At 52.1% G+C, this 22176-nt stretch carries 20 protein-coding genes and 1 tRNA gene; 11 read left to right on the top strand and 10 right to left on the bottom strand.

Annotated elements, in window-relative coordinates; translation table 11 throughout:
* Nucleotides 1–176: 176 nt before the first annotated feature.
* The 7 genes from AWR27_RS24490 to AWR27_RS24460 all read left to right on the top strand — a co-directional run bounded on the left by AWR27_RS24490 (nt 177) and on the right by AWR27_RS24460 (nt 5737).
* Nucleotides 177–1562 (top strand): MATE family efflux transporter, encoded by a 1386-nt coding sequence (locus tag AWR27_RS24490; RefSeq protein ID WP_077133612.1) that lies wholly within the window; start codon nt 177–179, stop codon nt 1560–1562.
* 108 nt (nt 1563–1670) lie between these two features.
* The gene (gene hflX / locus AWR27_RS24485; protein ID WP_077133611.1) at nt 1671–2963 is read left to right on the top strand and encodes a GTPase HflX; all 1293 of its coding nucleotides are present in this window, start codon (nt 1671–1673) and stop codon (nt 2961–2963) included.
* Nucleotides 2964–3047: 84 nt separating this feature from the next.
* Nucleotides 3048–3119 (top strand) — tRNA-Arg (locus AWR27_RS24480).
* A 91-nt stretch (nt 3120–3210) separates the two neighbouring features.
* Nucleotides 3211–3660, top strand: a complete 450-nt coding sequence (locus tag AWR27_RS24475; protein ID WP_418346647.1) for a DUF6932 family protein — start codon at nt 3211–3213, stop codon at nt 3658–3660.
* Nucleotides 3661–3663: 3 nt separating this feature from the next.
* A complete protein-coding gene (locus AWR27_RS24470) occupies nt 3664–3894 on the top strand; it encodes a hypothetical protein (protein ID WP_077133609.1) in 231 nt (76 codons plus the stop codon).
* 12 nt (nt 3895–3906) lie between these two features.
* A complete protein-coding gene (locus AWR27_RS24465) occupies nt 3907–4161 on the top strand; it encodes a hypothetical protein (protein WP_077133608.1) in 255 nt (84 codons plus the stop codon).
* Nucleotides 4162–4513: 352 nt separating this feature from the next.
* Complete coding sequence (locus tag AWR27_RS24460) at nt 4514–5737, top strand: RNA-guided endonuclease InsQ/TnpB family protein (protein WP_077134184.1); 1224 nt, start codon at nt 4514–4516, stop codon at nt 5735–5737.
* Nucleotides 5738–5745: 8 nt separating this feature from the next.
* On the opposite strand, the gene AWR27_RS24455 is transcribed toward AWR27_RS24460, so the two are convergent.
* From AWR27_RS24455 to AWR27_RS24430, 6 genes are all read right to left on the bottom strand, one after another.
* A complete protein-coding gene (locus AWR27_RS24455; protein ID WP_077133607.1) occupies nt 5746–6021 on the bottom strand; it encodes a hypothetical protein in 276 nt (91 codons plus the stop codon).
* 35 nt (nt 6022–6056) lie between these two features.
* The gene (locus AWR27_RS24450; RefSeq protein ID WP_077133606.1) at nt 6057–6902 is read right to left on the bottom strand and encodes an RNA polymerase sigma factor; all 846 of its coding nucleotides are present in this window, start codon (nt 6900–6902) and stop codon (nt 6057–6059) included.
* Between the two features lie 68 nt (nt 6903–6970).
* Nucleotides 6971–7567: a hypothetical protein gene (locus AWR27_RS24445; protein ID WP_077133605.1), complete on the bottom strand. Its 597-nt coding sequence runs from the start codon at nt 7565–7567 to the stop codon at nt 6971–6973.
* Nucleotides 7568–7668: 101 nt separating this feature from the next.
* Nucleotides 7669–8331: an endonuclease III domain-containing protein gene (locus AWR27_RS24440; protein ID WP_077133604.1), complete on the bottom strand. Its 663-nt coding sequence runs from the start codon at nt 8329–8331 to the stop codon at nt 7669–7671.
* A 98-nt stretch (nt 8332–8429) separates the two neighbouring features.
* Nucleotides 8430–9710, bottom strand: coding sequence for an OmpA family protein (locus AWR27_RS24435; RefSeq protein ID WP_077133603.1), 1281 nt, complete (start codon nt 9708–9710; stop codon nt 8430–8432).
* A gap of 109 nt (nt 9711–9819) precedes the next feature.
* Nucleotides 9820–10875, bottom strand: coding sequence for a cyanophycinase (locus AWR27_RS24430; RefSeq protein WP_198045077.1), 1056 nt, complete (start codon nt 10873–10875; stop codon nt 9820–9822).
* A gap of 250 nt (nt 10876–11125) precedes the next feature.
* Between AWR27_RS24430 and AWR27_RS24425 the strand changes: the two genes are divergently transcribed.
* The 4 genes from AWR27_RS24425 (at nt 11126) to AWR27_RS24405 (ending at nt 17441) form a co-directional block, all read left to right on the top strand.
* A complete protein-coding gene (locus tag AWR27_RS24425; RefSeq protein WP_077133601.1) occupies nt 11126–14233 on the top strand; it encodes a SusC/RagA family TonB-linked outer membrane protein in 3108 nt (1035 codons plus the stop codon).
* A gap of 37 nt (nt 14234–14270) precedes the next feature.
* Complete coding sequence (locus tag AWR27_RS24420; protein ID WP_077133600.1) at nt 14271–15629, top strand: RagB/SusD family nutrient uptake outer membrane protein; 1359 nt, start codon at nt 14271–14273, stop codon at nt 15627–15629.
* A 740-nt stretch (nt 15630–16369) separates the two neighbouring features.
* A complete protein-coding gene (locus AWR27_RS24410; protein ID WP_157579299.1) occupies nt 16370–16816 on the top strand; it encodes a hypothetical protein in 447 nt (148 codons plus the stop codon).
* A gap of 10 nt (nt 16817–16826) precedes the next feature.
* A complete protein-coding gene (locus AWR27_RS24405; RefSeq protein ID WP_077133597.1) occupies nt 16827–17441 on the top strand; it encodes a hypothetical protein in 615 nt (204 codons plus the stop codon).
* Between the two features lie 26 nt (nt 17442–17467).
* On the opposite strand, the gene AWR27_RS24400 is transcribed toward AWR27_RS24405, so the two are convergent.
* From AWR27_RS24400 to AWR27_RS24385, 4 genes are all read right to left on the bottom strand, one after another.
* Entirely contained in the window at nt 17468–18190 is a 723-nt protein-coding gene (locus tag AWR27_RS24400; RefSeq protein ID WP_077133596.1) for a head GIN domain-containing protein, read from the bottom strand.
* Between the two features lie 88 nt (nt 18191–18278).
* Nucleotides 18279–20633: a M43 family zinc metalloprotease gene (locus AWR27_RS24395; RefSeq protein ID WP_077133595.1), complete on the bottom strand. Its 2355-nt coding sequence runs from the start codon at nt 20631–20633 to the stop codon at nt 18279–18281.
* Between the two features lie 19 nt (nt 20634–20652).
* Entirely contained in the window at nt 20653–21144 is a 492-nt protein-coding gene (locus AWR27_RS24390; RefSeq protein WP_077134183.1) for a hypothetical protein, read from the bottom strand.
* 38 nt (nt 21145–21182) lie between these two features.
* Nucleotides 21183–22049: a Calx-beta domain-containing protein gene (locus AWR27_RS24385; protein ID WP_077133594.1), complete on the bottom strand. Its 867-nt coding sequence runs from the start codon at nt 22047–22049 to the stop codon at nt 21183–21185.
* Nucleotides 22050–22176: the final 127 nt, after the last annotated feature.

Here is a 22176-nt window from a genome sequence, read left to right as displayed (position 1 = left end):
CTGCGCCCTGCGGTTAGCCAACGCCCATGAAGTTCATTGCCTAAGACCCTACGGGGGTCTTCTTCTCTTCCTTCGCCACACAACTCCTTCGGGTGGCATTTTTCCTATTTCATTATAGCTGGCAGGCAATTTAAGCGAGGTATCGTTTGATGGCAGGCCGTATTCACCCTCTTCCAATGACCCGATTTTTTCGGTTATTTCTGGCTGCATTGCGCGGTACGGAAACCAATTTTACGTCCGGCAGCATCAACCGGGCTATTTTCCTGCTTTCGGTTCCGATGATTCTCGAAATGGTCATGGAATCGCTGTTCGCCATTGTCGATGTGTTTTTCGTAGCGAAAATCGGCACCGACGCCATCGCTACGGTCGGCCTGACCGAGTCTGTTCTGACGATTGTGTACTCGGTCGCTATTGGCCTGAGCACGGCGGCTACGGCGTTGGTATCCCGGCGCGTGGGCGAAGACAATCGGCAGGAGGCCAGCCACACCATCGGGCAGGTGATTGTTGTGTCGTTGACAATGGCACTACTGCTGGGCTTGCCGGGTTTCTTTTTTGCCGAAGACATTCTCCGGCTAATGGGTGGCTCCGACCGGTTGATTGCAAACGGTGTGGGTTATACCTACATGATCTTCGCATCGGCTCCGGCCATTATCCTGCTCCATACGCTAAGCGGCTGTTTGCGGGGCGCAGGCGAAGCGTCGATGGCAATGCGGTCGTTATGGTTGGCCAATGGCGTCAACATTATACTGTGTCCGGTGTTTATCTTCGGTTTTGGCCCCATACCTGCTTTAGGCGTTCTGGGTTCGGCGGTGGCAACAACCATTGGGCGCAGTGCAGGCGTGTTGTTTCAGCTTTATGCACTGGTTCGGGCGGGCGGTATTGTGCAGGTACGCCAATCTGATCTGGCACCTGACCTCGGCGTGATTCGTAATCTGCTAAGTGTGGCGGCTGGTGGCACCGGGCAATTCCTGATTGGCTCGGCCAGTTGGGTGTTCCTGACACGATTGGTTTCAACGTTTGGCAGCGAAGTGGTGGCGGGCTATACCATCGCCATCCGCATTCTGGTGTTCACCATTCTGCCGTCGTGGGGCATGGCAAACGCAGCCGCTACGCTGGTAGGCCAAAACCTCGGCGCGGGCCAGCCCGACCGGGCCGAAACCTCAGTGTGGCGGGCGGCTTTCTGTAACATGGTGTTTCTGCTGCTGGTAGGTATCGGTTTCTACATCGGTGCTGCCGAAATTGTGGGTATCTTCGACCGCGACGCCCGCGTGGTGGCTGTAGCGGTACAATGCCTGCGGGTGTTCTGCTTAGGCTACGTGGCTTTTGCCTATGGCATGGTTGTGAGTCAGGCGTTTAACGGCGCAGGCGACACCCGAACGCCAACGCTGATTAACATCGTATGTTTCTGGGCCATCGAAATTCCGTTGGCCTACCTGCTGGCCGAACAGTTGGGCTACGGTCCACAGGGCGTTTTCTGGGCGGTAGCCTTCAGCGAAACCCTGCTGGCGGTGCTGGCCGTGCTGATTTTTCGTCGGGGCCGCTGGAAATTAGTGCAGGTGTAGCGGGGTAGAACTTTTACCCAAACGTGTAAGTTTTATTCATTACGGGTCTTTCATTCCCAAGTCTGCGCGACTTGGGAATGAAAACCTTGTTATCAACAAAAATCATGTATGATCGACACCCATAAACAACCTGAAACTGCCGTGCTGGTCGCGCTCATTACGCAAAAGCAGACCGCCGAGCAGACAAAGGAATATATAGACGAACTGGCGTTTCTGGCTGAAACGTCGGGCGTTGTAACGAAAAAAGCGTTCACCCAAAAACTCGACCGACCCGATACCCGCACGTTTGTGGGCAAGGGTAAACTGGAAGAGATTCAGACGTTTATTCTCGATAATCCGGTTGATACCATCATCTTTGACGACGACCTGACGCCTGCACAGGTGCGGAACCTCGAAGCCGAGTTCAAAGAAATCAAAGTGTTGGACCGGAGCCTGCTTATCCTGAATATTTTCTCGATGCGGGCGCAAACAGCACAGTCGCGCGTACAGGTCGAACTGGCACAATACCAGTACCTCTACCCCCGCCTGACACGCATGTGGACGCACCTGAGCCGCCAGAAAGGCGGAACCGGAATGCGTGGTCCGGGTGAGAAAGAACTCGAAACCGACCGCCGGATCGTGAAAGACCGGATTGCGTTTCTGCGCGAAAAACTCGCCAAGATCGACAAGCAGAGCGTTACGCGCCGGAAAGAACGCGACCGGCTCGTGCGCGTGGCACTCGTGGGATACACCAACGTGGGCAAATCGACGCTGATGCGCACGATGGCAAAGACCGACGTGTTTGCCGAAAACAAACTCTTCGCTACGGTTGATTCGACGGTGCGGAAAGTGACGCTGGGCAACATTCCGTTTCTGCTGACCGATACCGTTGGGTTCATCCGCAAGCTACCGACTACGCTCATCGAAGCCTTTAAATCGACGCTCGACGAAGTGCGCGAGGCCGATATTCTGGTACACGTCGTGGATGTCTCGCACCCGAACTTTGAGGAGCAGATCGAAGTGGTAAATAGTACGCTGGCCGACATCAAAGCCGCCGATAAACCGGTGGTTCTGGTCTTTAACAAGATGGATCAGTTTGTTCCGAAAGAGCAATGGCTCGACAAACCCGATCTGACCAACGACGACTCCGACGACCTGCTGACCGCTTCGCCCAACGATGGCGAGGTGCTGGTGCCGATGGCCGTGCGTCGGAGAACTGCGCTGGAGTACCTGAAAAACACGTATTTACGCCAGAAAGCCGACCATGTAGCGTTTATTTCGGCCCAAACCGGCGAGAACGTAAGCGAACTGCGCGAGTTACTGTACTGGTTAGTGAAGGAAAAGCACTTCTACATTTATCCAAACTGGGTAAACGTACCCCTCAGCGAAGCCGCCGAATACGGCGACGGTTTGGCAGAGTAAGGGTTTTTCGGCAATTTTGTAATCGCACCGGTAGAGACGCAAGATTTTGCGTCTCTACTTTTTGGTCATTGCGTCTCTACTTTTGGTCCCGTAGTTCAACGGATAGAATAGACGTTTCCTAAACGTTTGATATGGGTTCGATTCCCGTCGGGACCACAATTAGTTACCTTGTGACGTAATATGATTACGCCACAAGGCTGTGCAATGCTGGCACAACGAACCTAATGTTAGAATTTGACGAAAACGGATTTCAGAAGCCGTATCAACCCATAAAACCGATATTAACACATTGGAGCGGGTGTTTGTCACAGAGTTTGCCAACTCGACCACGCGCCAAGCCCTATTTGAGCAATATCGAGCTTATACCGACCGATTGCTGACGCTCTTACCGGGCGGGTTTACGCAGTGGATAGACGGGAGTTTCGTGAGTCGCAAACGTGACCCCAACGACATAGATGTACTGACGTTTGTAGATGCTGATTTGTACAGTCAACACGAACGGGAAATTGACGAACTGAAACAGGCATACCGTATGCAACGGCCTATGCTGGTTGATGCCTACTTTGTGCGGGTGTATCCCGTAGGCCACCGCCTACGTTTTGATTTTGAAAGTAACCGGGTTGAATGGCTCTTTGACTGGACGCGCACCGTAGGCCGCAAACCCAGACACAAAGGACTGATAGAACTTGACTTTTGAACCATGAACGACGAACTGAACGCCGACGACCGCGCCGATTTGGTAGCGGGCTTGTTCGACCGAATCGACCATCTAAACCGGGTTATTGAGCAACGTCGGGCCAGTGCTGACACCGACCCGTTGGCCGTTGAAGAATTTACCGCCCGACGTGATAAGTACGTGCGTGAACTCAATAAACTCCTGTGGAGTATCGGGTTAACAGGTGAATTGCATATGCCGCGTATGGCTGCGTAAATCAGTTGAGCTATGCAAGTAGAGGATATTTTAGACGACATGCCAACAACCCCGCACGAACGGGCCGAACTTATAGAACACTTATTGGAGATGATTGAGCGGCTGAATCAGTCGATTCAACGGCATGAAGCCTACCAAAACCCCGATAGGTTAGCCATTAAGCAATACGCTGAATTACGAACAAAGTACGTGGGGCAGTTAGACGTACTGCTCAATCAGTTCGGTTTAGTGGTGCAAATGCCTGACAACCCACAGCCGAACGTTTAGCGGCCTGACGCGCGGACCGGCCAACGGCCACACGGTAGGCGTTGACACAGTGAACGCCGATGAGGTACGGGCCGTTGATTATAGAGCCGATAGAACTGCCCGAACTAACCGTTAATAGAGATCCAACGGTTTACATTGTTGAAAAGATACATGCCCGGTCTTACAGACTGTCTTCAGTATTAGAGTGCTGGCAATTATGATTAGTGGGCGACTTCGATGAACCTGTTTCACGGGTAAAAGTGGCTGGATGCTCCCGCCCTTAGGCGGGGGAGGAAAGCCCGCTCCGGCGTACCGGCTAACTTTTTCTGTGTTTTTGCTTTCATTTGAATGATTGTTTTTGTATATTTGGGTAATGAAACTAACAGCACAGATACGGCTTTTACCTACCCCTCAACAGGCAACGGCCTTGCGGCTGACCCTCGAACGGGGTAATGAAGCCTGTAATCTGGTTAGTGCCTATGCCTTTGAGCAAAAGGTGTTTCGCAGTCAGGAAATCCAGAAGGTTCTTTACTACAGGCTGAAAGAAGAGTTTGGTTTGTCGGCTCAGTTTGTGATTCGCTGTCTGGCTAAAGTCGCTGACTCGTACAAGACGCTGAAAGCCCAGATACGTAACCACAATGCCACCTGTGAGCCAGACAAGAAACGGAGCCTGACCCAGATTAGCTACCGCCCAACCGGAGCGATTGCGTTCGATAGTCGGATTCTGTCTTATCGTACCGACCGCAAAACGGTGTCGATCTGGACGGTCGAAGGGCGCAAAACCATTACCTACGCCGTTGGTCAGCACCACGAAAAACTCTTGCACTATCAACAGGGCGAATCTGACCTTGCTTTCATAAAGGGAAAGTGGTATCTGTTGGCAACCTGTGATATACCCGACGAAGAAGGCGAATCCACCGCACCGGCGGACCGGCCGGGTGGTGAAATTGTTGACGCTTTGGGCGTTGATTTGGGTATCGTAACGCTGGCTACCGATTCAGACGGGCAAACCTTTAGCGGGGCCAACGTAGAAGCGACCCGTCAGTGGTACGCCAAACGCCGGGGCGTTCTGCAAAGCGTCGGCACGAAGTCGGCTAAACGCAGGCTGAAACACCTTTCCAAAAAGCAATCTAAATTCCAGAAAGACACGAATCATTGCATTTCCAAGTTCCTTGTATCGAAGGCTAAGGCATCTAACCGGGCTATCGTTCTGGAAGACCTGACAGGGATTTCCAAAAACGTTAGAAAGGATGAGAAACGGTTGCGCCAATGGCAACGGGCTAAACATGCCAATTGGGCTTTCTACCAGCTTCGTCGCTTCATTGGCTATAAGGCTACCTTGTCGGGTGTGGCCGTACTGCTGATTGACCCGCGCAACACGTCCCGCACGTGTAGCCAGTGCGGACACTGCGAGAAGGCAAACCGAAAGTCGCAATCGGAGTTTGTATGTCGGTCGTGTGGTCATTCGGCTAATGCGGATTACAATGCGTCGCAAAACATTAAAAACAGTGGGCTTGGTCAGATAGCCTATGGTGTCGAGTCCGGGACGCGTAGTCTAACCACTCAGGCACAAGCTCCCGGCTTTAGTCGGGGGTAGCTGACTGCTCAAGCTGATCGTCGGTTAAGCTGATTGATAATGGCCTTGCGTTTGGTGAGGTAGTCCGAGAACGCTGGTTGCATACCAAACGTACATAGAACCAGCGGATAGAGCCCGGACCAAACGGCCATCACAATTACAGAGAGGGCCAGTAAGCTTACAACAAGCAGCATTTCTTCAGCGGCTGTTTTTCGGCGTTTCAAGGCTTCTATCGACAATTGGTCGAGTGTCTGGGTCGGTAATGAGCAATCTCGGCGCAGGCGAAAGTTGAACTTGTTTTTCATGGTTGTCTTCTAATTGGTTATCAATCACTTGAATACTAAACAAGCGTAGTTAATTCCTGCATAGCTACCCGATTGCACTTTACCAATAGTTCCTGTAGATCGGCCCCCGGTGAACGTAATGGGTCAAGTGCACTGACCAGCTTCGACCGCATCACATACAACTCTTCGCGGTTAAATTTTTTAGACCCTCTCACCAGGTCAAGTTTCATCAATGCCTGCTGCTGATTTTCTTTGGGATTAAACCAGCCGTTCAGTTCGGAGCATTGGTTGCAAACACCATTTTTATGAATGAGTGCGCAGCGATTGTCAAAAATATCCATCAGCGTATTCCGGCCATCCTGCAACAAATACTTGACGATGCCCTCGGTTTTATCCAGAATCAAACAAATGTCTGCGACCGAAAAGTCGTACACGTCTTTCAGAATCAACGCAATCTGATTTTCAATCGGCAGGTTTTTAGCCATGCAGGTGAAGCAGGTATCGATGTGCTCTTTCATATCATACCGTGCATCTGATGCGGTTTCGCTCACTTTTCCAATGAGAGCCTGCATCTCTTTGCTATTGACAACGAGGTTCTTGGCCTGCTCCATGACATCGGGCGTCCAGCGTTTCTGTCGCTTTAATTGATTATAAGCGAGGTTTGTTGCAATCTGAAAAACCCACGTTTTGAGCGACGATTGTCCTTTAAATGTGCTTAGTTCATCGTATGCTTTTATAAACGCGTCGTGGGTTAAGTCATCGGCATCGTTTCGGCTGGCCGTCAGGCGGTACAAATACGATTTTAACTGGCTCTGGAATGCGCTGAACAACTCCTGGAATGCGTTAATGTTTCCGTTCATGGCTTTCGCCAGTGTCTCTTGCTGTAGATCGGTCGTTTGCATAGATAAGCAGTGTTTTTAACTAAGCCAGGAGCCGCAGGTAAATACTACGGCTCCTGATTTTCATTTGGTTAGCGTGTATGTACTACTGGTACATTCAACCTGGCCGGGCGTTTGTCGGCTGTACACATGTTATTGTCATCGGGTCGCAGGCCGAAATAAAGTTTGCCGTCTTTATCCAGTGCCAGCAGGTCATGATCTTCGTTGCACTCGGCCACTGGTTTCCATAAAGAGCATCCTGTCAGGGAAATATCTTTCTCCTTGTCTATGTCAAAGCCGCACTGGTCAAGCCCAAAGCCCTGCGCCAGTTGCTTATCGGCGGTCTTGAGCGTAACCCACTTTTTATCTTCGATGAACAGGGCATTGTAAGCATCGGGAACGGTCGCTGATTTTTCCAGCACCTTATAACTGCCTACCGTGCGGAACACAAATACGGGCTGTTTCATCTGGGGGTCCAGGGCCAGCGTGAACAGCAACGACCATCTGCCTTTGTCGAAGGTGAATACCCGCGTTCCAAACGTGCCCCGCCCCCAGTCGACGGCTTTGGTATCGGCATATGTACCAGATAATGTCTCCAGTGCTTTTTTAGTATCTGAAGCAGGAGAGAAAGCGACGACTGCCGTTACTACTACAGCCAGTAGCAACAAGCGTGTGATGGAGGTTTTCATAGACTTAGTCATAGCGTACCATTTTTTGTTTGTACTGCTTTGACAATTAAGCCTGCATAAACGGATGAACGAAAGAGCCAGCCGGTATTTTATTACAGCTTCTACCGGTGCCGCTCCACCCCAACTTGTTCACAAAATTCCAGCACGGGACAGGTGGAACAGTGCGGTAAAGTCCCCGTACAAATGTGCTTACCGAAAGGCATCAGCAGCCGATTGATGTCAGTCCATTGCTCGCGGGGAACCTGCTTTTCGAGAATTTTCAGCGTTTGCTCAGGTTGCTTCGTCGGCACGTAGCCCCAGCGGTTTACCACGCGGTGAACGTGGATATCGACGCTGATGGCGGCCTGCCCGGTTGCTACACCGAGGGCGAGGTTGGCACATTTTGGCCCTACGCCTTTCAACGATGTGAGCGTATCGAAATCAGCCGGGAGAGTACCGTTAAACTCGTTGACGATTCGTTCGGCGATGCCGCGCAGGGTATACGCTTTCTGGTCGGGATACGTGGTGCCGTAGAGCAGGCTCGTGAGCGTTGGGATGTCGAGGGCGAGGAGTTGTTCGGGGGTACGGGCCTGCTCAAACAGCCGCAGCGAGACTGGGATAGTGGTTTCGTCGAGCGTGCGGATAGAAACGATGCACGAAATCAGTTGCTCGAACAGGCTGTTATAGCCCCGACCGGCCAACTCGAACATAGCGGCTTTGGGGTAGGGCTTAATGGCGTCTTCTATACGGGCAAGAACAACGCTGAGGTCGAAGTTTGGCTTCATGTTTGTTTAAACGCAGAGGGAGCAGAGGTGTTCGCAGAGAACATAGAGTTTCTCTGTGGCCTCTGCGAACACCTCTGCTCCCTCTGCGTTTAAACAACTCAAACTTTCACAATCACCAGTTCCACGCGCCGGTTCTCGGGTCGTTCTTTCAGGCTTTTGTTGGTGTTGATGGGCCGCGAGGGGCCGTAGCCGATGGTGTCGATTCGGCCCGCGCTAATGCCTTTGCTAACTAAATACCGCTTCACTTCATTGACCCGATTTCGCGAAAGTTCTACGTTGGCGTCGAAATCGCCAACCGTATCGGTATGGCCTTCGAGCCGGATTTGCATGGTTGAGTTCGTTTGCAAAATCGTCACTAACCGGTCGAGTTCGGGGTATGATTCGGGTTTAAGGTCGAAGCGCGAGACGTTGAAATAAATATTTTTCAGCGTAATCTTCGTTCCAGCTTCGATGGGTACAAGATCAAAATCGCGCGTAACGTCAATGCGGTTCGTTGCCAGCGTATCGCTTTGGCTGAAATAGCCTTTAGCTGAGACTGTTATGGCATATACGCCCCGCGACACGTCGGGAATACGGTATTGCCCCGTCAGGCTACCGCTCTGCGTAGAGTCGGCGGGACTATCGCCAGCGGCTTCGGCACCTGAAATCAGTCGATATGTGACGGTGGCAGCTATCGGGCGTTTAGTTTTGGCGTCACGCGTAACGCCACTGATGGCAACAGCCGCTGGCGTTGGCAGGGGTGTTACGTCGGGCTTTGGCGTTTCGGGGGCCGGGGCAGGCGTTGTGCGCGGAACCGGGCGGGGGGCCGGTTTGGTTGCCACGGGCGGCTGCGAGCGGGGTAACGGTTTTGCAGTAGCGTCTTTCGGCTTGCGGGCAGGATTGATAATGTGCACACCCCAGAAGTTGAAGCACGTAATTCGGGACTCATTCTCAACGTAGTCCCGACATTCAAACAAATCAAACGTTGTATAGCCCGGCGTAATTCGCTCAAAATACGCCACGAAATCAACCCGTTCGCCAGGAGCTACTTTCCGCCGAATGTCAGATGGAATATTTTCGGCCCGAAGTAGTTTATATGATCGCTCGCCCTGATTTACATACAGCCGTGTTGATGGTTGAAAACCGATATTTCCCCCCGGCACCTCCTGATATAAACTACCGTTTGGACGCCTGAAAACACCCCGTCCCGATTGCTCTCTGGGCTGGTTGTATCGCATGTAAACAATGGTGTATTGCTCAGTTAGTTCGACCCGCTTGATAGAAACGTTACTATCGTTCGTTTCATCTACGCGCGGGCGTTCGGTTGTGTATTGCACAACCTGCGCGTATAGGTCTGGCGTCGGCAGCAGAAAGAGAAAAAGAAAAAACAGGCGGTTCATAGTCGTTGTTTAGAAGCTGTTGCTTCATATAAACATATGACATCGCCGGGTAGTTTAGGTTTAACTGATTCACCATCAGTAAATTCTATTTATTAGCTATAGGAGGTAGTTATTTCAACACGCCCCTCTCCACATACCAAAATACCGGTTTTAATTCGCCGACTGGCTGAAAATTTGTCAGATCAAAACCGGGCGTACCTTCGGCAGAGCCAGCGAGTGTCCAGACACGCACGGCCTTTTTATCGGCATTCCACGTAAGTGGCTGACCAGCTACGCAAAGTTCAGGTCTGATGGCGGCAGCTTGCAGAAAATAAGCCTCGCCCCGACCAAAAACCACAGCCCGGCCCTCGGGCGATACACAAACGGCGGTTTGCTCATCGACGCCGATGCCACGCGCAACCACATTCCAGTCGGTGACGGCCCGCGCCAGAAACGCTACGTGTCGGCCCTGTCGGTTGCGGTTGCTGTAGTGCTGATCGGTTATAATCGTTGCCAGCAACGGCTGTTTCAGAAAATCGTTGTTGCCCAGTGCTACGCGCTTATCGAACGGATTGGCAAGAGCTTCATCGGTAGTAACGGAGCCTTCTTTCGCCGAGAAATAAAGCTGACCGAGAATGGCGCAGCCCGCACTGGTGCCGCCCAGCACGATACCAGCCCGAATGCGGTCGTTGAGTGCGTCTATCAATGGGGTGTTCTGGTAGCAATTAACGTAGTTGGCCTGATCGCCACCGGCAAAGAAAATGGCTTCGGCATTGCGTACCTTCCGAACAATGTCGGCATTACTGGCTAACTCCCGATTGTTCACCAAAATGGTTTCTACCGAATTGACCCGCTCGCCTAATTCATTGTACAGGTAACTGTTGTAGCCATCGCCACCCGTAGCACGGATGATGAGCACATCGCCCCCACCCGACCGGCGCAGAAACCACCGCATAGCCGCGTCAACATCGGTGCCACCTCCAGCCAGTACCACACCCCCCAGCGGCTGGGTTTTCACGTCGGCAGTGTCGCCCACTGCCCAGGCGGTATAGGCCGGCTTGACGGCTTTGATGGGCGCGGGAGTTGGTGCCGGATTAGATGGAGACGAACCGCAGGCGAACGAGACAAACAATACTACAGAAAGTAACGGCGAAGTTACAAAGTGATTTAGACGTAGATAAATCATGAAAAAAATCATTAGAACGCTAATATGAGAAATATAAGTTTTTAAAGAACCGTTCGCCCATAGACTATTTTACAAACAGTGTCCAATATGGCAACAAACCGCTTTTTTAGGCAATCAAACCCATTTCTACAAACGTAAATTTTGGCTTTTGAAAAGGACTGTTTCCTGCTTCATCGCGTAGTCTTTTTTTAATTGCGAATCCACTTTTGTACTTTTACAATTCTTTTCAACAATTATTAACACAACTACCATGAGAAAACCAGTACTTTTTTGTTTCCTGTTCTGGCTCGCTCTTGCGTTTGATAGCTTTGGCCAGGGCCAGACTGTTACGGGCAAAGTCACCTCCGCCGACGACAACGCCGGGTTGCCGGGCGTATCGGTGACGGTAAAAGGCCGCACGCAGGGTACACTAACCGATGCCGATGGCAATTACCGGATTGCCGTCAGCGACGACGCAACGCTGGTCTTTAGCTTTATTGGCTTTTCACCCATCGAAGAGCGCGTGGGTGGGCGTTCAACCATCAACATTCGGCTTCAGGCCGACGTGCGTAACCTCAACGAAGTCGTTGTAACGGGTTACGGTCAGCAGATCAAACGTGAACTGACGGGTAACATTGCCAAAATCCGACCCGCCGACATTCAGGACCAGCCCGTAACGAGCTTCGACCAGGCTATTCAGGGTAAAGCCGCCGGGGTGCAGGTAACAAACAACAGCGGCAAATTAGGTCAGGGGATTCAGGTGCGCGTGCGGGGGCAGTCGTCAGTATCGGCGTCGAACCAGCCACTGTATGTAGTAGACGGTACGCCCGTTACGACCGATAACCTGTCGTTCAATGCTGCCGAAACCAACCCGCTGTCAGACATTAACCCGCAGGACATCGAGAGTATCGAGATTCTGAAAGATGCCTCGGCAGGAGCTATCTACGGATCGCGGGCAGCCAACGGCGTGGTGCTGATTACCACTAAGAAAGGCCGCGCCGGGCGCACGAACGTTAATTTCGGAGCGCAGTACGGTTCGAGCACACCCAGCCGCAAATTAGAATTCCTGAACACAGAGCAGTACGTAAATTTCTACCGGCAGGCAGCCGCCAACGCCGACCGCATCGACGGGCTGGCAACCAGCGACCCCAGTTCGGCGTCGGCGTATATGGAAGACTTTTTTGTAACGCAGGGGCTGGGCACGTTTGGCACTCCTCAGCAAGTCAGCACCAACTGGGGCGATCTGGCATTTCAGCAGGCACCGTTCCAGCAGTACGACGTCAATCTGAACGGCGGTACCGATAAAACCACGTTCTACATATCGGGGCAGTTGCTCGACCAGAAAGGCATTCTGATTGGTAACGCGCTGACCCGCTATTCGGGCCGTGTCAACCTCGACCACCGCGTATCGGATCGGTTTCGGATTGGTTTTAACACCGGCCTTGCCCGCACGCTCAACAACCGACTGTCGGGCGACCGTCAGTTCGACAACCCGATGCAGATGGTCGCGCTACCACCGATGACGCCCGCAACCGACCCCGCAACCGGATTACCAGCCGGTACTCCTCCGGGCGACATCAGCATTCCGTACTACTACAACCCGATTGTTAACATCGGCAACTCGTACTTCAACACCACTGTGTATCGCAACATCAGCAATATTTATGGTCAATTGCAGATCATGAAAGGCTTGACGTTCCGGTCGGAGTTTGGTCTCGACGTATTGAATCAAACCGAAGAACTGTACTACAACAGTAAAACGCAGCGCAACTCGGGTAGCCCCGGTGGTGAAGGGTCATACCGCACGGCCCGCGTTGAAAACTACACCACCAACAACTTTTTCAATTACAACACGACCATTGGTCGACATGGCATCGACGGTGTGTTGGGTATGTCGTATCAGCAGTCGCAGACACGCACGAGTCTGGCCGAAGGGCAGGATTTCCCGTCGGATGCGTACCGGATGATTATCAGCGCGGCCCGCAAAACCAACGCCACTTCTACGCAGTTGGATTATCGATTCCTGTCATATTTTGCCCGTGCCAACTACAAATTCAACGACCGTTATCTACTGGGGCTGAGTGCTCGTATCGACGGTTCGTCGCGGTTTGGGCGCGATAGCCGCTACGGTTTCTTCCCGGCGGCTTCGGCTGGCTGGGTGCTGTCAGAAGAAAATTTCCTGAAAAACAACCGTACCGTTAGCTTCCTCAAACTGCGGGCCAGCTATGGCCGCACGGGTAATGCCGAGATTCAGCGGGCAGGTGTTATTCAAAACTTTGCCCAGTTGGGCCTGTTCAACGGCGATGCGGGTTACGCCGGTTTGCCCGGTCAGCGGCCTTTCCAGTTGGCTAACCCCAACCTGCGCTGGGAAACAACCGACCAATTCGACGTAGGTGTCGATTTTGGCTTGCTGAACAACCGGATTTCGGGTGAAATCGATTACTACAACAAGCAAACGAGTGGCTTATTACTCGACGTGAACGTGCCGGGTACAACAGGTTTTGCCACGCAGTTCCGTAACGTAGGTGCACTGGAAAACAAAGGCTTTGAGTTCGTACTGAACACCGAGAATACGACGGGCGCCTTCCGCTGGACAACAAGCCTGAACGCAGCCACGAACCGCAACCGCATCACCAACCTGCAAGGGCAGATCATCGAAGGTGGTCTGAACGCCATGAGCCGGGCCGTTGAAGGCCAGCCGCTGGGCGCGTTCTTCACAGCAGAGTATGCCGGTGTTGACCCCGCCAATGGCAACGCAATTTGGTACAAAAACACGAACATAGTTGATGCGAACGGTAACGTAACGGGTGTTGATCGAACAACCACCAGCGTCTACAATCAGGCGCAGCGCGTAGTGGTTGGCAGCCCACTACCGAAATGGACGGCTGGCGTAACCAACACGTTCAGCTACAAAGGCTTATCGTTGAGTGTGTTCTTCAACGGCGTGTTTGGCAACGACATCAACTTCTACGGCGTAGGTCGCTTCTCGTCGGCCAACGGTCGTTTTGAAGACAACCAGACCGTGAATCAGTTGAACGCCTGGACGCCTACTAACACCAATACCGACGTACCCGAAGCACGGTTGTTCTTCAACAACGGAGCACAACCCTCAAGCCGCTTTATTCTGGATGGGTCGTTTGTGCGGCTCCGCACGGCAACGTTGTCGTATAATCTGCCCAAGACGATTATCAACAAGGCGAAGCTGAACAACGTGCGGCTGTTCGTAACGGGTCAGAACTTGCTGACGTTCACGAAGTATGCTGGCTGGGACCCCGAAGTAAACGCCGACGACATTGTGACCAACATTGCACAGGGCTACGATTTCTACACGGCTCCGCAGGCCCGGACCATTATCGGTGGTATCAACATTGGTTTCTAAAGACAACTCCGTTTTGGATAAACACATTTTCCCGACAATGAATATAGTCAAAAAATACGGGTTTCTAATCGGTGTGAGCGCACTGCTGGTAACAGCCTGCAACAGCCGTTTAGAAGTACAGCCCACGCAACAAATTGATGCTTCGCAGGCGTTGGCATCGGAGCAGGACGTTCGTATTACACTGACGGGTGCATATGACGGCCTTAGCGATGTTAACCTGTACGGCGGTGGCATCCAGTACATGGCCGAACTATTAGGCGATAACCGCGACGTGATATTTGGTGGTACGTTTGCCACGCTGGACGAAATCTGGCGTAAAACCGTTTCGACCACCAACCTCGATGCCCGCGACCTTTGGCTCGATGGTTACAACACCATCAACCGAACCAACAATGTGCTGGCCGCTTTGGATAAAGTTGGTACGGCCAACCGGGGCAGTTACGAAGGACAGGCCCGGTTCATTCGGGGAGCACTGTATTTTGAACTCGTCAAAGCGTTTGGCAAGAGTTTCAATGACGGCACCCCGGCTCAAAATCCGGGCGTACCACTCGTGCTGACACCAACCGGCACTGTTGGCGATGCCGACAGCCGCCCCCGCAACACCGTGGCTGAAGTGTATGCGCAGGTGCTTGACGATCTGACGAAAGCCGAGCAACTGCTGCCTGCCACACAGGCCAATGGGTTTGGTTTTGCCACGAAAGGAGCTGCTCAGGCTATGCTGGCGCGGGTCTATCTGCAACAGCAGAACTTCGCAGCCGCCCGCGATGCCGCTAACCGCGTTATTACATCAGGTACGTTCACGCTCGCTCCAACCTACGCAGCAGTATTTACCGACAATAGCCCGGAGATGATTTTCAAAATCGTTATCACGGATCAGGAAGGGGCCAACCCCGGCGGCACCAACGCGCTGAACACGTATTACGCACCTGCCCGCTTCCAGGGCCGGGGCGATATTCGGGTACAGCCCAAATACCGGCAATTGTTCGGAGCTACCGATGTGCGTGGTCAGTTCTTCACTACCATAAACAACTTAGTATACACCAACAAATTCAACGACCGCTTTGGCGACGTGCCGGTGGTTCGACTGGCTGAGATGTATCTCGTGCGGGCCGAAGCCAACCTGCGGCTGAACGCTACTACAGGCGCGGCTCCGCTGGCTGATGTGAACGCGATTCGCGCCCGTGCCGGTGCTGCGCCCCTGACGGCGGTTACGCTGGCCGATGTGCTGCTGGAACGTCGGCTGGAGTTGGGCTTTGAAGGGCAGCAACTTGCCGACATCAAGCGCACTGCCGGTACGGTCGGAACCATTGCCTACAACGCCAACAACCTCGTTTTGCCAATCCCGCAACGCGAAATCGACACGAACAAAAAGTTGGTGCAAAATCCGGGGTATTAATCTCTCAGGAATTTCATTAACGCAGGAAGCCCGGCTATGTGAATAGCCGGGCTTCCTGCGTTAGAACGGGGCTATATCGCTGATAATTAATACTTTATTATATGAAAAAATAAAGTATTAAAATATGTTAGTATTTTATTTATAAAAAAGTTTTTACTAAAAATTTGATTTTACCACATGACCTCAGATACATTTGCGGTTCAAATCTGTCCAACTATTTATGTACTATCTCTACAAACGCGTCGCGTATGTTGCCAACGCGCTCTTGTTGACCTTGTTCGCTTACTCGTCTCTGGCTGTCACGCATGGAGCTATACCCCCTACCCGTCAAAAAGTAACTGCCGTTACCGAAAAACTTCCCCGCCCCGTTGCTGGCAAACCGATACGCCCTTTCAGCAACGACCCCATTCGGTTTACCTTGCAAGCTGATGCTCATTCCCTCATTCTTAAAAAATGATTCCATGTCAAAGCAGAATCTGAAATGGTTGCGGGATTTTGAGTCGCGCTACAAGCCAAGCAACTCATTTTTAAGATGTATGGATAAAAGGCTTCGGGAAGAGTATACGCGATTGACGAAAAAAGAATTTGATGTGAAGTTTCTCTTCATAGAGTTTCAGGATGACTTATCGTACGATATTGTCAGCAATAAAGCTTGGCTGAAAGCAAGTCCACGTTATGAGAACAATTACGCTGGCGAGTGCATCATTTCATGGAATAGCGTTCATAATAACGAACTTATAATGCCAGACCGGATTCTTCAAAAAGAAGATATTGTGTTTAAGTGGGCGCACTTAATTCGGCCTATTTTACCGTCAGTAGGTGATTTTTTACTTCATTCAGCGGCTCAACGCTACGGTTTAACACTGAATTATACGCTGGTTGAAGAGGTCGATCAGGCTACAACGGACCTTGAACTGTATGTAAAACTGGATGATGCATCGGTTATTGAGTCGCTGACAAATCAACTATACGCCTTTCGCGAACGCTGGAATAATGAAGCTGAGCAGGATAGTATCCGTCGGAGGGGGTACATTCATTGGCTGTCTTTTGAGCGCATTGAGCAGGAAGAATATGTATTTCGGGTTGACATAGGTTCGTCGGGTAACGAGGGGTTCATTGCCATTCTGGACGAGTTCGATAACCCGACATGGCAGGTGAAGCACATAATTATTCGGGGCATTCAATAAAAATTCAGTGTTGAGTACTCTCGCAAAATTCAAACAGTGGCTTGTTGCCATTAAGTTAAACAGCACCCTATATTTTACAGTATGGGGGTATGACTCTACAGTAGATGAATCTACAAACGACACGAAAATTTTAATAAATCATCATAAAAGTGTAGCCTTGTTTTCCGAAACTAAGTACGCAGTTAATGCTGTAATACAGCACAAAATAGCTCTTTTTGATTCTTACAATTTACTTAAATGGGCAACAGCTATCAGAGAGGAAAAGCTATTTTTTGAGGTAAACACACTCTTAGATTTTGATAATATTATACGTATAATCGACAATACTAAACTTAGTGATATAAAGGGTATATCACCAGCCGACGCTAAAGAGGTTATTGAGTTTATTAATTTCTGTAGCGACTTTGCGGATCAATCAAATGATGAGAAACTAATGAGTTTGTGCCAAAACCCGAATGTTCGACTCTTTTGGAATTACATCTACGACACCTTTTTTTGGAAGAAAGAAGAAAAAGCTTCTTTAAAACCTACTTCTGAGAAATATGATAATAGCGATTTTCAAAAAGTACTGAAGCAAATGTATACATCCATTATCACAAATATTGCAATAATGGATGTACCGTGATTCGATAAAACCAAGAAATTCTCCCGTCATTCCGGCCTTACGGTGCTGGCACCTGAAAGCCGCTGTTCGATGGTGGGGTTGCCCCGGTAACGGACGGTGCTGGCGCCAGAGGCCGTTACGTTGAGATTGCGGCTAACGGCTATGTTGGCCTGACTCGCGCCCGATACGTCCAGTATGGCATCGGTAGTGGGGTAATCGAAGCTGCGGAGGGTGGATGCCCCGGCCAGATCAGCCTGCAATGTTGTTCCTGAGCCATTGAGCCGCCCTTCCGATGCGCCCGACAAGTTCACAACAGTGCGGGTTGCCTGCACGTCGAACGTGCCTTTCGATGCGCCCGATAACGCAATGCTCAACTCGGCGAGATTACGAAAACCCGACACGTTCGACTGGCTGGCCCCGGAGAAATCAACGCCCCGCAACGTCGGCATCGTAATTGTAAACTGCATTTTATATCGGCGGTTGCGATTGACCCGGTATTCAGCATTTAGTACGCCGTTTCGGACAAATACGTTTAAGTCGTCGACGTCGTTGCGGTAGCCGCGTGCCGTGATAGCGAAGCTGGCACCCTGCGTCACGGTAATTGCAAACGCGCTGCCCATGTTCAGGCGGTCGAAATCGGTGAGGTTGAACGTGGCCGTGCGTTCGTCCTGCGGGTTGTAATTGTCGTCTGGATTAACGTTAATGATGCAGCCCGTCAGCAGCGACGCGATGAGACCCAGCGTAAAAAAGGTCGTGAAAAAACGTTTCATGGTATGTCGGTATTTGTTCAGATACGGTCATGACCGATAAAATTACGTTTACCCCTACGCCTTCCCGAAAAAAATTTTCAGGAATTTTTTACTGCTTCACAATCCGTCGCCTGAAGGTCACGCCACCAACTTCGACCTCAACGATGTACATGCCGCCCGGCGAACCGCGCAAATCAAGTGATTGCTGGAAGAGTTCGGCGTTTTTCTGATGCTTCTGCCGAACCACGTCGGCACCGGTCAGGCTACGGACCGAGAGCGTTAAGGCACCTCGTTGTGAACTGTTGAGCGATACGAGCATCTGCCCGTCGGTCGGGTTGGGCGATACGCGTAACTCCTGTTCGTTGGGCGGTGGCGTGGCCGTTACGGTGCCCGCCCGCACGTTCACCGTGATAACAGCACTTGTGCTACACAGATCGTCGCCCGTACCCGATACCGTATACGATGTCGTTTGCGTAGGTTGCGCCACAACCTGCGGGCCGAGGCTGGCGTTCAGGCCCGAACCAGCCCACGTAAACACGCTGGCTCCACGCGCATTCAGCGTAACCAGCTCGCCGGGGCTGATAAAGAGCGACGAAGCCGCTACCTGCACCGACGACTTCATACCAATACGTGCCGCTACATTGTGCGCTACGTTCAGACCGAGACTGTCGGCGTAGCGCAGCCAGTCGCCCTGTCGATTCTGCCGCCAGGCCGTAGCGAAGACCGATTCGCCATTTCGGGTTGTCGATAACGCCACCGTATCGCCAGCCGCGTAGGGCAGCGTAAGGCCGATGTGGAATGGCAGGCCGCTCAACGGCACGTTGCGTTCAAACGTTACAATGGTAGGTCGATTGGCGGCTACGTCGGCCAGAATATCGCGCAACGGCACGTCTTTGCGTTCCAGAACGGCACCGGGGCCATTCTGAAAACCACGTCCGTTCCAGACCGTGACCGTAACTACCGACTCGGTGGCGGCTCCGCGTGCAGCTTTGGCTACGGCAAACCGCAATGATGCGCCCGACAGATTGCTGTATCCCAGCGAGTTATCAAAGAATTCGGATACAGCCTGCGAGCGTTTACTGTTCTGTCCGGCCACATAGCCTGTGCCACCCGGTTCGCGCAAAGTGGTATTGGTACCATTGAAGTTGGTAAATTCAGCGCAAAGGCCAGCGTTCAATACTTCAACATACTGCTCACGCACAAGCGGTTGTGATGATCCGACGGTGTTTGTCACACGTAATGTAACCCGAAATCTACCCGGTTGATTATAGGTCACAACCGGGTTTTGTTCGGTCGAGGTAGCGGGGTTGCCGCCTTCAAACGTCCACTCCCACCGCGTTGGAAATCCACCCGACAAATCGCTGAAGCGCACCTGCCCGCCAAGCAACACCCGTCGGTTGGCAACCTGGAAGTTTGGAACTGGTAGCACGGCCACGGTAGAACCACAGACGTTCGACGTAATGAGACTATTTCGGCGCGGGCTGATGTCGATCACGGCGCGCATCCGGGCTTTCTGGTCGTTGGTGAAGATATTGAAACAGCCGTCGTCGGAGTAATCCATATAGTTTTGCACCATATTGACCCCTCCGCAACTGACGCGCCCGATCTGGCAACCCCGGCTTTCCGACGCCTGCGGGGGCGTGTCGCCACAGAAATCGTCACCACAGTTGGCATCACCCCAAATGTGGCGCAGGCCCAGCCAATGGCCCACTTCGTGCGTAAGGGTACGGCCTAAGTTATAGGGTGCCTGCATCACGGGGAAAGTTCCCTTCTCCGCGTTCCCGAACGAACGGTAAGTAACTACTACACCATCTGTACTGGCCGGGCTTTGCGACGGAATGCCAGGCAGGCCCGACTGACTCGGAAACTGCGCGTAGCCAAGCAGCCGGTCGGCACTGGCAAACTCAACTACCCAGATATTAAAGTACTTGTTAGGGTCCCAGAACGAACTGGGTTTCAGTACACCCTCGATAGCGTCGCGGTCCCAGGTGCTACGGTTGCCATTGACGCGGTCGATACCCCGCTCGGCCATGGTACGGCCCTGCGGATCAACGGTAGCCAGGCAAAACTCGATCTCGATATCGGCCCCTACAGGGTTATCGTTGAAGCCACGCGTGCCCGGTTTACGCCGAAAATCTTCGTTCAGGGTTTCGAGCTGCGCCTGCACCTGAGCCGCGCTGATGTTGCGCCCCGTACCAACCGCTTCGCCATTATGCACAACGTGAACAATGACAGGAATGGTAACGACCGGTGCGGCTACCCGCCCATTCGCCGACGCCATGCGGGCTTTCATCTGCACGATCTTCCGTTGCAGTTCGCGCTCAAAATCATTGAGCGTACCCAATTCAGGATGCCGCGCCCGCAGCAGGCTATCCATCTCCATCGTAGCGCATTGCTGCACCGGCCTCTGCGCTAAGGCCGCGACGTTAACGCATAGACAAAGAAGTAGTAGTAATCGATTCATAGTTTGTTTCTAAAGTTCGTCATCTCACTGCGTTGAACGTAAACCGATAGCTGGCGTTAACGTCGCCGAAATAATATTCGACAGTCAGTACGTCGCCGGTCAGGTTTTTGATAGTAAACGGAATCGGGAATCCTGCCAGAATAGGCAGTACAAATTCCAGCGAGGCATTGGCATTCACTAATATCCAACTATCGGTAACGTAGATATCCGGGTCGTTGGGACTGCATTTAGTAGCTCCTTCGCTGATTTCCAACCGCCGTTCATCATTCGCGTAGAACGTGTACAGATCATCGGCAAAACAGGCCGGAATGCCCGCCTGCTGAATCGGAATCACGCCCGACGACTGCCCGTTATCGTTGATGATAACCGATACTACCCGCCAGCTTTTCTTGGTTGTACCTGTTAATAACTGCGTGTATGTCAGCGGTTTTGGCTCAAGCCGTTCAGAACAGCCGCCGAATAGCACGCCACACAAAACCGGAAGCAGTATAAATCGAAGAAGTGTTTTCATAGCAAAACGGTACATGAGTTGCGGGTAGAGTCGGTGGCTTATTGAGGTGTATAGGTCTGCACGTACCGCAGCACAGTGTCGCGGTTATTGCTGAGCCGGAGTTTTGCTTCGAGGTTAAGCGTAATAACCCGATTGCGGGGGTTCCACGCGCCCGTGCCGCGCAGGGTATCGGTCGTGTTGAGATCGCTGTTTCCCTGGGCCGGAATCGTCAGCGAATTGTCGCCGTTATCGATAAACCGTAGGGTAGGTTTGATGGCATCGAACGAAAAGAACGGAATGCCAATGTTCCAGTTGCTGATTGTGTACTGTTTACAGTCGCTGCTGCTGATGTCAATGTCGGATACAGTAGCCGTCTGTGTACCGACCCGCATGGTTCCGGTGTAGGTTCCGCCGAACAAACAATCGTCCTGAATGGTCAGCGTCATCGACCGGCCCAGCCGACCGCCCCCTCCTTCGGCACTACTGCCTAAGCCAAGCTGAAACGTGTTTGGCTGTACGCCCGTAAGCGTGAACGTTAGCGACTGCGACTCCAGAATGTTGTTGGCGTTGTTGATGAGTTGCACCTGAATTTCGCCAAAGTTCCGATTGGCCGGAATCACTACCGTCCCTTTCGTGCCAGGAATGGTAAAGTCGCGGCCTTCGCGGGCCGAGCCGCTGATGGCATAATTTACGGTGATAGGCGTGGTTTGCTGCGGCCCCACGTTATGCACCCGAACAACGACCGGCTTCGACACGCTTTCTTTAACCGTCATCGTTGAGTCGGTAAAACGCACGAAATAAGGCCCCTGAAACGTGCGGTCCAGGTCCTGCTCTTCGCAGCCTACAGCCAGCCAGCCGAACGCTATTGCCACCAACAGCCCAACCCAGCCTGTTTTTACTTCTCTATGTAGAAATATTCGTTTCATGGCTGCTTAATACCAATTTTAATTTTGCTTATGTGTTCACCCCACCCCAACCCCTCCCCAGAAGGGAGGGGCTTCCACTGAAGCATCTATGCTATAGCCCCTCCCTTCTGGGGAGGGGTTGGGGTGG

Source organism: Spirosoma montaniterrae (assembly GCF_001988955.1).
GTDB lineage: Bacteria > Bacteroidota > Bacteroidia > Cytophagales > Spirosomataceae > Spirosoma > Spirosoma montaniterrae.
This window is presented reverse-complemented; position numbering and strand designations above follow the sequence as displayed.